Here is a 12,968-nt window from a genome sequence, read left to right on the forward strand (position 1 = left end):
GCCCAAAAACCACACCGCAACTTGGCTGTGTGGCGCGCGGGTGCCGGCGGGTATTGGGCTTGGGCGCGGTAGGTATATCCGCGGGGGGAGAAGTCGCGCTCACTTGGGTCCGGTGTCAGGCTGGGCCGCTATGTCTGGCACCTCGTCAGAATCAACCGCCGCAGGCAGTCTGTTGTTTGATCATACTGGCTGTAATATGGCGCGAAACCGGTTAATTTCTGCGGGGAAGGAGTTGGGCGTGACCACACTGCGCGAAGGCGATCCTGCCCCAGACCTCACCCTGCCGCTCGACGACGGGACAAGCTTCACGCTTTCCGACCATCGGGGGCATACCGTTGTGCTCTTCTTCTATCCCGAGGATGACTCCGGCGGCTGCGTCGACGAGAACATCGAGTTCTCCGAACGCGCCGATCAATTCGCCGCCGCCGGCGCCCGCCTCGTCGGCATCTCTCCCGACTCGGTTGAGAGCCACATTCGCTTCCGCCGCAAATACGGGCTGAAGCTGCCGCTCGCGGCTGATCCCGATCGTCTTGCCATCGAGGCTTATGGCTTGTGGCAGTTGAAGAAACTCTATGGCCGGGAGTTCATGGGCCTGATCCGCACGTCCTTCATCGTGGATGCCGAAGGCAAGATCGCGCGCATCATCAGGGCCACCCGGATCAAGGGTCACGCCCAGAAGGTCCTTGAGGCCGTTCAGGCGGCTAACACACTGCTAACCATCACGGTTCATACTCCGCTCACCATGGTCGCGTGAGTGGAGTCGCTGGGATGCAGGCTCGAAGCAGTTTCGAACAGGCACGAGCCAGCGTCGGTCACCGGATTCACCCGCCCTGTTCTACTCGATGTTCGTGCTGCTGCTCGGCGGCAATGCCCTGCTCGGGACCGCCCTGTTGCTGCACTCCGACATCGCCCGGCTCTGGAGCGGCAAGACCGACCAGATCATCTCTGCCTACGAGGATCGCATCGCCGAACTCCGGGTCGAGATCGACCGCCTGCACTCGCGCAACTACGCCCAGGCCGGCGACATGAACCTGCAGTTGCAGGAACTGGCGCAGCAGCAGGAAGTCCTCCTCGAACAACACCAGTTGGTGAAGGTCCTGGTCGACAAGGCCGACGCACTTGGCATCGCCCCGCGGCAACCCCCACGACAGCCGCCATCACCGTACCCACGACGGCCTCCGGCAATCCCGACATCGCCGCCACGGCCGCCTCGATCGACCAGATGATGACCGAGACTCGCTCGGCCATGGCTTCCATCGCATCGACCGCCAGCGAGCGCACCGAGGGGATCGTCTCGACGCTGACGCGACTCGGCATTCCGGTCACCCTGCCGCCCGTCGAAGAGGGCGTGGGCGGGCCGCTTCTGGCGCCGGTGGAGGATGCGGCACTCAGCCCAGCGGTAGAGGATGCCAACGCCGTGCTGGCTGCCCTGATCCGCTACCAGGCCGCACGGCAGAGCATCGATGCGGCCCCGGTCCATATGCCGATCAGCGATGGCTATCGCCAGTCCTCCGGCTTCGGCAACCGCAAGGACCCGTTCACCGGCTCACGCGCCTTCCACGCCGGACTCGATTTCGCGGCGCCCAGCGGCACCAGTGTCTTCAGCGCCGCCGCAGGCGTCGTCACCTTCGTTGGGCAGAAGTCCGGTTACGGCAAGACGGTGGAGGTGACCCACAGCAGCGGTTTCATCACCCGCTATGGCCATCTCTCCGCCTATATGGTGGAAAAGGACCAGCGCGTGAACACCGGCACGCCCATCGCCAAGGTCGGCTCCACCGGCCGCTCCACCGGTCCGCACCTGCACTTCGAGGTGCGCCGCAACGACACCGCCCTGAACCCCAAGGAGTTCCTTGAGGCCGGGCGGCAGTTGCTGGCGCTGATTTAACCGCTAGTCCGCGTCCGCCGTGACGTCCGTGGCAACGCCGACGCGTTGTGCCAGGGCCGCTTCCATGAACTGGTCGAGATCTCCGTCGAGCACCAGCGAGGGCTGCCCGCTTTCGACGCCCGTCCGCAGATCCTTGACCATCTGATAGGGCTGCAGCACGTAGGAGCGGATCTGGTGACCCCAGCCGATATCGGTCTTGCTGGCTGCCTGGGCGTTGGCCGCTTCTTCCCGCTTCTGCATCTCCAGCTCGTAGAGACGCGCCCGCAGCATGTTCATGGCCGTCGCACGGTTCTTGTGCTGGCTACGCTCCTGCTGGCAGGCGACAATGATCCCGGTCGGGATGTGGGTGATGCGGATCGCGGAGTCGGTGGTGTTAACGTGCTGCCCACCGGCGCCGGACGAGCGATAGGTATCCACCTTCAGGTCGCTGTCGCGGATCTCGATGTCGATGGTGTCGTCGATCACCGGATAGACCCAGACGCTCGAAAAGCTGGTGTGGCGGCGGGCAGCCGAGTCATAGGGACTGATGCGCACCAGCCGGTGCACGCCACTTTCGGTCTTCAGCCAACCATAGGCATTGTGGCCCTTCACCTGGATGGTGGCGGACTTGATGCCGGCTTCTTCGCCGTCGTGGAACTCGATGGTTTCCACCTTGAGCTTCCGGCGCTCGGCCCAGCGGGTGTACATGCGCAACAGCATGCTCGCCCAGTCCTGCGACTCGGTACCACCGCGCGCCAGCGTGGATTTCGACATAGCAGTCGTTGGCGTCGACCTCGCCCGAAAGCAGGGTCTCGATCTGGTGCCGGCGCGCCGATTGCTTGAGCTCGAGCAGCGCCGCTTCGGCTTCCTTGACGACGCCCTCGTCGCCCTCGGCTTCGCCGAGTTCGATCAGTTCGACATTGTCGCGGATCCCGGCTTCCAGTTCGCGCACGGCCTTGACGGCGACATCAAGGTCGTCGCGCTCGCGCATGCGCACCCGAGCCTTCTCGGGATCGTTCCAGAAGTCCGGGATTCGGTTTCGGCGCTCAGCGCCGCGAGCGGAGTTCAGCTGTATCCCAGTCAAAGATGCCTCCTCAGCAGGCTCAGCACCTGCTCGATTTCGGCTACGGCCTTTTCGGTTTCCGCGCGCATTCAACTCGTCCTTGTTGCTGGCGCCCCGTGTAGCGAAGGCGGGCGACCGGATCAACCCGCAGAGCCTCCGGCTTGCCGCAGCATGCCGGCGGGACACAATGCACCATGCTCAGATTTGCCCTGCCTCTCGCCCTTCTGCTGCCCCTTGCGTCTTCCGTGGCGGCCGCACCCGCCATGTGGAAGGTCAGCGACGCGGACAGCGCGATCTACCTGTTCGGCTCCTTCCACGTCCTGCCCGACGGCATCGACTGGCGCACGCCGCTGTTCGACGAGCGCCTCGCCGCGGCCGACAAGATCGTGCTCGAAACCGACGTCAGCCCGCTGGCACAGGCTCAAGTCGGTGCCGCGGCCATAGCACGCGGTGTCTATGTCGATGGCACGCTGCTGACCGATGTCATCGACGACGACCTAGAGGCGACGCTGAGGGCGCAGAGTTCGGCCTACGATGTGCCGGTGGGCTCATTGCTGGCCATGCGGCCCTGGATGGCTGCCAACACCATCTCCGTGGCGGCGATGATGGCACTTGGCTACGACCAGCCCGGCGTCGAATTCCAGATTGAACCAGAGATCGAGCCCGACCGGCTCATCCATCTCGAGACGGGTGAGGAGCAGTTGGATGTGCTGGCCGGCGCCTCAGACGAGGAGCAACTCGTCATGCTGCAGGCCACGCTGGACGAACTCGACAGCATGCCGAAGCTGATGAGCAAGATGATCCACCATTGGCAGGCCGGCACCGCCGACCGCATCGCACACCTGTTCCAGATGGAGATGGGTGGTTTCGAGGACGCTTTCCTCGACCGCCTGCTCTATCAGCGTAACCGCAACTGGGTGGAGCCGCTGTCGCAACTGCTCGCAGACGACATTGACGCGCTGGTCATCGTCGGGGCCGCTCACCTCGTCGGACCAACCAACGTCATCGAACTGCTCGAGGCCGAGGGGTTCACCGCCACGCGGGTTCAATAAGAAAAAGGCCACCGGGCGAACCCGATGGCCATGAATCGCGTCTCTGTCGCGCAGCCTAGACCTCGCTGAAGCGAGTCCACTTCGCATCGTTCTGGCTCGACTTCACCGAGGCCATGATGAACTGCATGCCCTCGACGCCATCCGCCAGCGACGGCAGCAGCGCTTCATAGTCCTGGCCTTCGCCACGGATCACTGCCGCAAATTGCGAGTAGAGCGTCGCAAAGGCTTCGAGATAGCCCTCGGGGTGACCGGAGGGGATGCGGACGTTCATCGAAGCCGCCGGCGGCACCGAGATCGAACCACCGCGGGTCAGCAACTGCTTGGGCTTACCGAACTCGGTGAACCACATGTAGTTCGGGTTGTCCTGGCGCCATTCGAGGCCGCCCTTGTCGCCATAGACGCGCAACTGCAGGCCATTCTCGTTGCCCACGGCTACCTGGCTCGCCCACAGCATGCCCTTCGCGCCGCCCTCGAAGCGCAGCATGATATGGACGTTGTCGTCGAGCTGACGACCCGGCACGAAGCTGTCGAGGTCGGCCGAAACGGCCTCCGTCCTCAGCCCGGTGACGAAGCGGGCGAGGTTGTAGGCATGGGTACCGATGTCGCCGATGCAGCCGCCGGCGCCGGAACGGGCCGGATCGGTACGCCAGGCAGCCTGCTTGTTCTCCTCGCCGGTCGCCTCGGTGAGCCAGTCCTGCGGGTACTCTACCTGCACGACACGGATGGTGCCGAGCGCGCCGGAAGCCACCAATTCACGGGCCTGCCGCACCAGCGGATAGCCGGTATAATTGTGCGTCAGCAAGAACTTGGCGCCGTTCTTCGGCTGCACCTGCGCCAGGGCGCGGGCGTCTTCGATGGTTGAGGTGATCGGCTTGTCGCAGATCACGTGGATGCCGGCCTCGAGGAAGGCCTTGGCCGGGCCGTAGTGCATGTGGTTGGGGGTGACAATCGCCACGGCCTCGATGCCGTCCGGACGGGCGGCTTCGGCGCGTGCCATCTCCTCGTAGGAGGTGTAGATGCGATCCTCGGCCAGACCGAGATTTTCCCCAGATTCCTTGGCCACTTCGGGCCGCGACGACAGTGCGCCGGCCACCAGATCGTAGTCCCCGTCGATGCGGGCGGCGATGCGATGGACATAGCCGATGAAGGCTCCCGTGCCACCACCAACCATGCCCAGGCGAATGCGCCGTGCGCCGTTCTCAGCCATTTTCGGTGCCTCCTCAGGTCAGTCTTGTGCAGCGCAGACGGCGCGATCGGTCTGCGTTTCGTTACCGGTGACGCGCCATCTGCAGTGTTTCGGGGACGATTCAGCTCAATCCGAGCATCTTGCGGTTGGCAGCCTGGTCGGTGCCGGCACCGGCGAAGTCGTCGAACGCCTTCTCGGTGACGCGGATGATGTAGCTCTGGATGAGCTCGGCACCTTCGCGTGCTCCGTCCTCGGGATGCTTCAGCGCGCATTCCCACTCGAGCACGGCCCAGCCGTCGAAGTCGTGAGCGGTGAGCTTGGAGAAGATCGCGGGGAAATCGACCTGGCCGTCGCCGATCGACCGGAAGCGCCCTGCCCGGTTCACCCAACTCTGGAAACCGCCATAGACGCCCTGGCGGCCGGTGGGGTTGAACTCGGCGTCCTTCACGTGGAAGGCGCGGATGCGCTCGTGGTAGATGTCGATGTAGTCGAGATAGTCGAGCTGCTGCAGCACGAAGTGGCTCGGATCGTACAGCAGGTTGGCGCGCGGATGGTTGTTCACGCGCTCGAGGAACATCTCGTAACTGATGCCGTCATGGAGATCCTCGCCCGGATGGATCTCGTAGCAGACATCGACCCCGGCCTCGTCGAAGGCGTTGAGGATCGGCGTCCAGCGGCGGGCGAGTTCGTCGAAGGCTTCCTCGACGAGACCGGCGGGCGCTGAGGCCAGGGATAGAGGTATGGCCAGGCCAGCGCACCGGAGAAGGTGGCGTGCCCCTTGAGCCCGAGATTCTGCGACGCCTTGGCGGCGTTCATCATCGTCTGGACGGCCCATTCCTGGCGCGCCTTCGGGTTGCCGTGTACGGACGCCGGGGCAAAGCCGTCGAAGGCGGTGTCATAGGCCGGATGCACCGCGACGAGCTGACCCTGAAGGTGCGTCGACAGTTCGGTGATCTCCAGCCCGTGGCTGTTCACGATCCCCTTGATCTCGTCGGCATAGGCCTTTGAGTTCGCCGCCTTTTCGAGATCGATGAAGCTAGACACCCAGGTCGGGATCTGCACGCCCTTGTAGCCGAGGCCGGCAGCCCAGCGGCAGATATTGTCGAGGTTGTCGAACGGAGCCGCGTCGCCCGCGAACTGGGCGAGGAAAATCGCCGGACCCTTGATGGTGCGCATGAAGTCACTCCCTTGCTGGCGGTCCCTGCCCTCCGCATGGAGCGGGACCTGTTCTCGCTTGCCCGGCACCGGTGCCGGATATGGAACAGGCGGCGATTGCCCGCCGCCTGTCCAGGCTTTCATCCACTGTTGACCGGCGCCGGAACGCTGTCAACGCGGTACGTTCCTCAGGCGCGCAGCAGGGCGCGTGCCTCTTCGGGACCAAGGGCCCGCGGACGCTCGCAGGTGGTCGACAGGGTCAGCACCTGGCCGCTTTCGCCGGCCTTGAGCAGGCTGGTCAGCACGTCCACGGCATGGAGCGCCACGTCGATACCGCAGCGGGCCGTGGTGCCGTTCTCGACCGACAGCATCATGTCGGAAAGGCCGGCAGCGCGGTAGTTGGAGCGCGGCTGATCGGTGTCGAGTCCCTGGTTCGGCTTGCCGAAGGGATGGTCCCACGGCTCGACCGGGGTCTTCTTGCCCTCGATGTCAGCCGTGACGAGGTCACCGCCGAAGAAGTTCGGATCCGGCACATAGATGGTGCCTTCGGTGCCGTAGAGCTCAATGTTGTGGTGGCCGTGGCTCGCCACGTCCCAGCTCGTACCGATGGTGATGATGGCGCCCGAATGGAACTCCAGCACGCCATGGATCGTGGTCGGGGTGCCGACCTTGATGGTGGTGCCCTGGTACGGACCCGGAGCCGTCACCACGCGCTCCGCACGGGCCATGTTGGTGAAGGCGGAGAGCCGCCGCACCGGGCCGAGGAAGTGGATCAGGTTGGTGACGTAGTACGGGCCGAGATCAAGGATCGGGCCGCCGCCGGGCTGGAAGAAGAAGTCCGGGTTCGGATGCCAGTGCTCCATGCCGCGGCTCATCACATGCGTGGTGCCGCTCATGATCTTGCCGAGCTTGCCGGAGTCGATGATCTCGCGCGCCTGCTGGTGGGCACCGCCGAGGAAGGTGTCCGGGGCCGAGCCGACCGCAAGATTGCGGTCTTCGGCGGCCTTGCGCAGCGCCATGCCCTCTTCGAGGCTCAGTACGAACGGCTTCTCGGAATAGGCGTGCTTGCCGGCCGAGACGATGTCCATCGACACCTTGTAGTGCGTCGCCGGGATGGTGAGATTGACGACGACGTCGATCTCGCTGTTCTTCAGCAGCTCATCCGGCGTTTGAGCGGCGACACCGAACTCCTCGGCGCGCTTCTGGGCGGCCTCGGGAACGATGTCGGCAACCGCGCGAACTTCGAGGTTCTTGAACAGCGGCGCGAGACGCAGATAGGCGCTCGAGATGTTGCCGGCACCCATGATGCCGACGCCATAAGTCTTCGCCATGCTTTAAGCTCCGTAGCCCTTGAGGGCGTCCATGGACCGGCGGGCGAAGCGGATCGCATCGCTGGGCTTGTCGTGTTCGGCAACGAAATAGGTGGCGCGGGTCTTCGCCTTGGCATCGGCCAGCAGCTTCTTCCAGTCGAGCGTGCCCTGGCCCACATCGGCCCAGCCGTCTTCGTCCAGAGCCTCGCCGGCGGGGGCGATGTCCTTGACGTGGATAGCGGTGATGCGGCTGCCGAGGCGGTCCATCCAGGCGACCGGATCCTCATTGGCCTTCACCACCCAGGCAAGGTCCATTTCCCACTGCAGGTCCGGGGAAGCATCGAGGATGATCTCGATCGGGGTCTTGCCGTTGACCTTGCCGAATTCCCAGTGATGGTTGTGGTAGCCGAAGCCCTTGCCGGCGGCCTTGAAGGCAGCCGCCATACGGGCGAGGCCCTCGGCAAAATCCTGCCAGTCGCCACCACCGTTGCGGAACTCCTCCGACGGCGGTGCCGGGCAGTAGACCGTCTGGATGCCGACGGCATCGACGATCTTCAGCACCGCATCGGTGTCTTCGAGCTGGCTGTAGCCCATATGCGCGGTCGGCATGGTGAGGCCGGCATTCTTCAGGCTCTGAACCAGCGCGGCCGGATCGCCGAACTGGCCACCCCAGCCCTCGACCTGGCTGTAGCCGAGCGATTTCAGCGTCTTCAGGGTATCGTCGAGCGACGCCTCGTTGCGGGCGCTGTAGAGTTGATAGGAGAATTCCATGATTGCCTCAGGTCGTATGAAAGAGGCCACCGCCCCGAGGCGATGGCGGAATGCTGTGCCGCAGTCGGCTCCTAGAGCCGGTTGGTGCTCTCGGCGTCGAAGAACGAGCCGCGCGCCGGATCGAAACCGACGAGAACCTTCTGCCCGGCCTGGAGCGGAATGTCGCTGTCGGCGCGGAAAGTCACCGACTTTCCGGCGATCGTGGTCCAGGCGAGGGTGTCGGAACCCATCGGCTCGACGATCTCGATTTCGGTCTCGGTCGTGAACGGCAGGCCGGCCGCCGCCTCGCCCACTGCAATGTGCTCCGGACGAACACCGAGCACCGCCTTGGTGGCACCCGACGTCTTGCCGGCGAACTCATAGGCAGCGACGGGCACTCGCGTGCCGTCTTCGGCGATGAAGTCCGAACCCTCGATCCGGCCATCGATGAAGTTCATCGAGGGCGAACCGATGAAGCCGGCGACGTAAAGGTTCACGGGCTTGTTGTAGATGGTGTGTGGATCGGCCAACTGCTGGATCACGCCGTTCTTCATGATGGCGATACGGTCGGCCAGGGTCAGCGCCTCGATCTGATCGTGGGTCACGTAGATCATGGTGTTCTTCAGGCGCTGGTGCAGCCGCTTGATCTCGACGCGCAGGTCGGAGCGGAGCTTGGCGTCGAGGTTGGACAGCGGCTCGTCGAACAGGAACACGTCCACGTCACGCACCAGGGCGCGGCCGATGGCGACGCGCTGGCGCTGGCCACCCGACAGGTTGGCGGGCTTGCGCTGCAGCAGCGGCTGGATCTGCAGGATCTCGGCAGCGCGCTGGACGCGGCGGTTGATCTCGTCCTTGGGCATGCCGGCGACGCGCAGGCCGAAGCTGAGGTTCTTCTCGACGCTCATCTGCGGATAGAGCGCATAGGACTGGAACACCATGCCGATGCCGCGGTCCTTGGGCTCGAGCCAGGTGACGTTCTTGCCGTTGATGAAGATCTGGCCGTCGGAGACGTCGAGCAGGCCGGCAACGCAGTTCAGCAAGGTGGACTTGCCGCAACCGGAGGGCCCGAGCAGGACGATGAACTCGCCCTGCGCGATGTCGAGGTTCAGGTGCTCGAGCACCTTCACATTGCCGAAGTTGAGCGACAGGTCGCGGATGGAAACGCTGGGTTGCATTCGATTATCCCTTCACCGCACCGGCAGCGACGCCGCGGACGAACCACTTGCCGGACACGAAGTAAACAATGAGCGGCACGAGACCGGTCAGAACGGTGGCGGCCATGTTCACGTTGTATTCGGGCGTGCCCTGGGCCGAGTTGACGATGTTGTTGAGCTGGACGGTCATCGGGTAGTTCTGCGTGCCCGAGAAGACCACGCCGAACAGGAAGTCGTTCCAGATACCGGTGACCTGCAGGATCAGCGCCACCACGAAGATCGGTAGCGACATGGGCAGCATGATCTCGAAGAAGATGCGCCAGAACCCTGCCCCGTCGACACGCGCGGCCTTGAACAGCTCCTGCGGCAACGACGCGAAGTAGTTGCGGAACAGCAGCGTCAGGATGGGCATGCCGAAAATGGTGTGGACCAGGATCACGGCCTGCAGTGTGCCGAAGATGCCGAGTTCGCGAGTGATGATCACCAGCGGGTAGAGCATCACCTGGTAGGGGATGAACGAGCCGAAGATCAGGATCGAGAAGAAGATCTCCGAACCCTTGAAGCGCCAGTTGACCAGAGCATAACCGTTCACCGCCGCGATGAAGATCGACACGATGGTGGACGGAATGGTGATCTTCACCGAGTTCCAGAAGCCGGGGGACAGACCCTGACAGGTCAGGCCCGTACAGGCGCTGCCCCAGGCTTTGACCCAGGCGTCGAAGTTCGGTGCCGTGGGCAGCGCGAAGATGTTGCCGAAACGGATTTCCGGCATCGTCTTCAGCGATGTCGAGAGCATCACATAGAGCGGGAACAAATAGTAGAGCGAGAAGAAGACGAGGATCGAATAGAGGATGATCTTCTTCGGGGTGAAGAACGGCCTGGGCCGGGGGCCGCGCGCCTCGACGACGTTGTCGGAGGCTGTGGGCGCCGGGCCGGTCATGGTTGCAGTCTGGCTCATGTGCGGCGCCCCTTTCCGCCGAATTCGAGATAGGCCCACGGGATCATGATGATCAGCACCGTCAGCAGCATCATGGACGCGCCGGCCAGGCCCTGGCCGATATTGCCGCCCGAGAACATGTAGTTGAGCACGTATTTGGCCGGCACTTCCGACGAAATGCCGGGGCCGCCATTGGTGAGTGCCACCACGAGGTCATAGAGGCGCACGATGCCCGAGCCGATGATCACCACGGCAGTGACGAGCACGCCGCGCATCATGGGAAGCACGATCGACACATAGGTGCGCCAGGTCGGAATGCCGTCGACACGCGCTGCCTTCCACACTTCCTCGTCGACGCTGCGCAGCCCTGCCAGCATCAGCACCATGCAGAAACCGGTGCCGTGCCAAAGCCCGGCGATCAGCAGGGCAAACAGCACCATGCGCGGGTTGGCGATCCAGTCGAAGGTGAAGTTTTCCCACCCGAGGCTGCGCATCGTGCCCTGCAGGCCGAGCGTGGGGTTCATGATCCACTGCCACACCAGGCCCGTCACGATGAAGGACAGGGCGAAGGGATAGAGCATGATGGTGCGGAAGGCGCTCTCGAACCGGATCTTCTGGTCGATCAGCACCGCAAGGATGAAGCCGATGACCAGCGTGAACACCAGCGACATGGAACCATAAGCGAGAAGGTTCCAGACCGAGACGTTCCACCGGGAGGTCGCGAACAGGCGCTCATACTGGTCGAAACCGACGAACTTGCCCGTCGGCAGGAGCTTGGAATTGGTGAACGAGTAGTAGATCGTCCAGATGGTGCAGCCGACGAAGACGACCAGCACCGTGGCCACCATGGGCAGTGCAGCGATCTTGGCGGGCAGGTTGTGAAGCAGGATTCTCTTCAGCAGGCCAGGACGGTGGACCGTCTCGACTCCTGCTTCCAAGGGAACGGCAGTGTCCGCCATGAATATTTCTCCAAGAGAAGGTGGCCGACCTTGTGTGCAAGGCCGACCACCATTTTCCTCATTGGGAGCGAACTCCCAACCGGATAGCCGGAATGTTACTCAGCCGACTCGATGATCGAGGCGTAGCGCTCGATGTAGTCGTCGACAGTGATGCTGTCGTCGTCGAGGAACTCGGTGTTGAGGTCCTGCAGCTGCTGCTGGACGTCGCTCGAGAGCGAGAAGTCACCCGACGGCAGCAGGCCGTTGTCGAGCAGAGCGATGGCCTTCTGCATGCACGCATTGGCACCCGACAGATCGATGTCGGTGCGGATCGGCATGGAGCCCTTGACCAGGTTGAAGTTCAGCTGGGCTTCGGGCGAGATCAGGATGCGAGCGAGCTGCTCCTGAGCCTGGATCACTTCCGGATCGGTGCCTTCCGGCAGGACCGGAAGGAAGTAGAAGGAGTCGCCACCACCGCTGAGCTGGGTGCCGAAGCCGAGGCCCGGCAGACACTCGTAGTCTTCGCCCGGGACGCCGCCTGCGATCTGCAGGTCGCCGGCGAGCCAGTCGCCGTGGATGTTGCCGGCAGCAGTGCCTTCCAGGAGCTGATTGCCAACGTCACCGAAGGACGGGACCATGGTTTCGGGCGAGACGACCGAACGCAGGTTGTCGAGAGCTTCAGCGACCTTGCGGAACTCGGGGCCACGAACAGCCTCAGGGTCCTTGTCACGGTTGATGGCGAGCACCAGTTCCGGACCACCGAGACCGGCCATCAGAGCACCCGGGATACCCGAGAAGGGCCAGCCGGTGGCGAGGCCGAACGGCAGGATGCCGGCTTCCTGGAGGGCCGGCCAGGACGCGACATATTCGTCCCAGTTGGTCGGCACGGGCTGACCGATCTCTTCATAGGCAGCGGTGGAGAGCCACAGCCAGTCCCACGAGTGGATGTTGATCGGCAGACAGTAGAGACCGCCTTCGTAACGGCAGGGCTCAAGCAGCGAAGCGTCCACGTAGAACTCTTCGATGTTCATGTCGCCGACGATCTCGGTCAGGTCGCGCATCAGGCCGGCCTGGATGAGTTCTTCGGCGTCGCGGCCGGTGTTCATCTGGGTGGCGCCCATCGGGTCGCCGCCGATGATGCGGCTGATGATCACCGGGTTGGCGCCGGTGCCCGAGCCGGACAGCGCGGAGTCGACCCAGGTGTGGCCCGTTTCTTCTTCGAAGACCTTGGCGAATTCGGCAATGGCCGCAGCTTCACCGGCCGAAGTCCACCAGTGCGTGACTTCGAGCTCGGCGGCATGGATAGCGGTGGAGCCGAGCAGAGCGGTCGCCATAGTGGCAACCACTGCAAACTTCTTCATGGAATAGTCCTCCCAACGATCACTTGGAGCGGAACGCCCCGCGGTGCCGCCAGCCGCAAGGCCACCTTCTTTCGAGGTGTCCCGAGCTGGCTGCGTGTAATCGATTGCATTTCCGGAGCCCCGAAAGTTCTGCAATCGATTTCAGGAGTTTCATACACAGCTTGCAGACCTGTCAAGTCGCATTTAGACAGTTTGGGT

At 63.7% G+C, this 12,968-nt stretch carries 13 protein-coding genes and 1 pseudogene; 4 read left to right on the forward strand and 10 right to left on the reverse strand.

Annotated elements, in window-relative coordinates:
* Positions 1-238 precede the first annotated feature (238 nt).
* The 3 genes from ACFSX5_RS00005 (at position 239) to ACFSX5_RS00015 (ending at position 1,885) form a co-directional block, all read left to right on the forward strand.
* The gene (locus ACFSX5_RS00005; protein WP_386830587.1) at positions 239-754 is read left to right on the forward strand and encodes a peroxiredoxin; all 516 of its coding nucleotides are present in this window, start codon (positions 239-241) and stop codon (positions 752-754) included.
* Between the two features lie 88 nt (positions 755-842).
* Positions 843-1,226, forward strand: a complete 384-nt coding sequence (locus tag ACFSX5_RS00010) for a hypothetical protein (protein WP_386830589.1) — start codon at positions 843-845, stop codon at positions 1,224-1,226.
* Positions 1,226-1,885 (forward strand): M23 family metallopeptidase, encoded by a 660-nt coding sequence (locus tag ACFSX5_RS00015; protein WP_386830590.1) that lies wholly within the window; start codon positions 1,226-1,228, stop codon positions 1,883-1,885. Before ACFSX5_RS00010 ends, ACFSX5_RS00015 begins: the two co-directional genes overlap by 1 nt.
* A 3-nt stretch (positions 1,886-1,888) precedes the next feature.
* Here ACFSX5_RS00015 and prfB (ACFSX5_RS00020) read toward each other — a convergent pair whose 3' ends face one another.
* Entirely contained in the window at positions 1,889-2,638 is a 750-nt protein-coding gene (gene prfB / locus ACFSX5_RS00020; RefSeq protein WP_386830592.1) for a peptide chain release factor 2, read from the reverse strand.
* 37 nt (positions 2,639-2,675) lie between these two features.
* Positions 2,676-2,855 (reverse strand): annotated as a pseudogene (gene prfB, locus ACFSX5_RS00025) (peptide chain release factor 2); the annotation flags it as partial.
* Positions 2,856-3,121: 266 nt separating this feature from the next.
* On the opposite strand from prfB (ACFSX5_RS00025), the gene ACFSX5_RS00030 reads away from it, so the two are divergent.
* Positions 3,122-3,979: a TraB/GumN family protein gene (locus ACFSX5_RS00030; protein ID WP_386830594.1), complete on the forward strand. Its 858-nt coding sequence runs from the start codon at positions 3,122-3,124 to the stop codon at positions 3,977-3,979.
* 55 nt (positions 3,980-4,034) lie between these two features.
* Here ACFSX5_RS00030 and ACFSX5_RS00035 read toward each other — a convergent pair whose 3' ends face one another.
* The 8 genes from ACFSX5_RS00035 to ACFSX5_RS00070 form a co-directional block, all read right to left on the reverse strand.
* Positions 4,035-5,186, reverse strand: coding sequence for a Gfo/Idh/MocA family protein (locus tag ACFSX5_RS00035; RefSeq protein WP_386830596.1), 1,152 nt, complete (start codon positions 5,184-5,186; stop codon positions 4,035-4,037).
* A gap of 100 nt (positions 5,187-5,286) precedes the next feature.
* Complete coding sequence (locus ACFSX5_RS00040) at positions 5,287-6,000, reverse strand: sugar phosphate isomerase/epimerase family protein (protein WP_386830598.1); 714 nt, start codon at positions 5,998-6,000, stop codon at positions 5,287-5,289.
* A 508-nt stretch (positions 6,001-6,508) separates the two neighbouring features.
* Positions 6,509-7,651, reverse strand: a complete 1,143-nt coding sequence (locus tag ACFSX5_RS00045; RefSeq protein WP_386830599.1) for a Gfo/Idh/MocA family protein — start codon at positions 7,649-7,651, stop codon at positions 6,509-6,511.
* A gap of 3 nt (positions 7,652-7,654) precedes the next feature.
* Positions 7,655-8,401, reverse strand: a complete 747-nt coding sequence (locus ACFSX5_RS00050) for a sugar phosphate isomerase/epimerase family protein (protein WP_386830601.1) — start codon at positions 8,399-8,401, stop codon at positions 7,655-7,657.
* Between the two features lie 71 nt (positions 8,402-8,472).
* Positions 8,473-9,555: an ABC transporter ATP-binding protein gene (locus ACFSX5_RS00055; protein ID WP_386830603.1), complete on the reverse strand. Its 1,083-nt coding sequence runs from the start codon at positions 9,553-9,555 to the stop codon at positions 8,473-8,475.
* A gap of 4 nt (positions 9,556-9,559) precedes the next feature.
* Positions 9,560-10,474, reverse strand: a complete 915-nt coding sequence (locus tag ACFSX5_RS00060; protein ID WP_386835531.1) for a carbohydrate ABC transporter permease — start codon at positions 10,472-10,474, stop codon at positions 9,560-9,562.
* 14 nt (positions 10,475-10,488) lie between these two features.
* A complete protein-coding gene (locus ACFSX5_RS00065; RefSeq protein ID WP_386830605.1) occupies positions 10,489-11,430 on the reverse strand; it encodes a carbohydrate ABC transporter permease in 942 nt (313 codons plus the stop codon).
* A gap of 95 nt (positions 11,431-11,525) precedes the next feature.
* On the reverse strand, positions 11,526-12,770 hold the full coding sequence (locus tag ACFSX5_RS00070; RefSeq protein WP_386830607.1) for an ABC transporter substrate-binding protein: 1,245 nt from the start codon (positions 12,768-12,770) through the stop codon (positions 11,526-11,528).
* Positions 12,771-12,968 lie beyond the last annotated feature (198 nt).

This window comes from Devosia albogilva (genome assembly GCF_042685625.1).
GTDB lineage: Bacteria > Pseudomonadota > Alphaproteobacteria > Rhizobiales > Devosiaceae > Devosia > Devosia albogilva.

Excerpts from the sequence above, each read along its gene's own strand:
- ACFSX5_RS00010 (WP_386830589.1), top strand. The coding sequence starts at position 843 with ATGTTCGTGCTGCTGCTCGGCGGCAATGCCCTGCTCGGGACCGCCCTG.
- ACFSX5_RS00015 (WP_386830590.1), top strand. The coding sequence starts at position 1,226 with ATGACCGAGACTCGCTCGGCCATGGCTTCCATCGCATCGACCGCCAGC.
- prfB (WP_386830592.1), bottom strand. The coding sequence starts at position 2,638 with ATGTCGAAATCCACGCTGGCGCGCGGTGGTACCGAGTCGCAGGACTGG.
- ACFSX5_RS00030 (WP_386830594.1), top strand. The coding sequence starts at position 3,122 with ATGCTCAGATTTGCCCTGCCTCTCGCCCTTCTGCTGCCCCTTGCGTCT.
- ACFSX5_RS00035 (WP_386830596.1), bottom strand. The coding sequence starts at position 5,186 with ATGGCTGAGAACGGCGCACGGCGCATTCGCCTGGGCATGGTTGGTGGT.
- ACFSX5_RS00040 (WP_386830598.1), bottom strand. The coding sequence starts at position 6,000 with ATGGGCCGTCCAGACGATGATGAACGCCGCCAAGGCGTCGCAGAATCT.
- ACFSX5_RS00045 (WP_386830599.1), bottom strand. The coding sequence starts at position 7,651 with ATGGCGAAGACTTATGGCGTCGGCATCATGGGTGCCGGCAACATCTCG.
- ACFSX5_RS00050 (WP_386830601.1), bottom strand. The coding sequence starts at position 8,401 with ATGGAATTCTCCTATCAACTCTACAGCGCCCGCAACGAGGCGTCGCTC.
- ACFSX5_RS00055 (WP_386830603.1), bottom strand. The coding sequence starts at position 9,555 with ATGCAACCCAGCGTTTCCATCCGCGACCTGTCGCTCAACTTCGGCAAT.
- ACFSX5_RS00060 (WP_386835531.1), bottom strand. The coding sequence starts at position 10,474 with ATGACCGGCCCGGCGCCCACAGCCTCCGACAACGTCGTCGAGGCGCGC.
- ACFSX5_RS00065 (WP_386830605.1), bottom strand. The coding sequence starts at position 11,430 with ATGGCGGACACTGCCGTTCCCTTGGAAGCAGGAGTCGAGACGGTCCAC.
- ACFSX5_RS00070 (WP_386830607.1), bottom strand. The coding sequence starts at position 12,770 with ATGAAGAAGTTTGCAGTGGTTGCCACTATGGCGACCGCTCTGCTCGGC.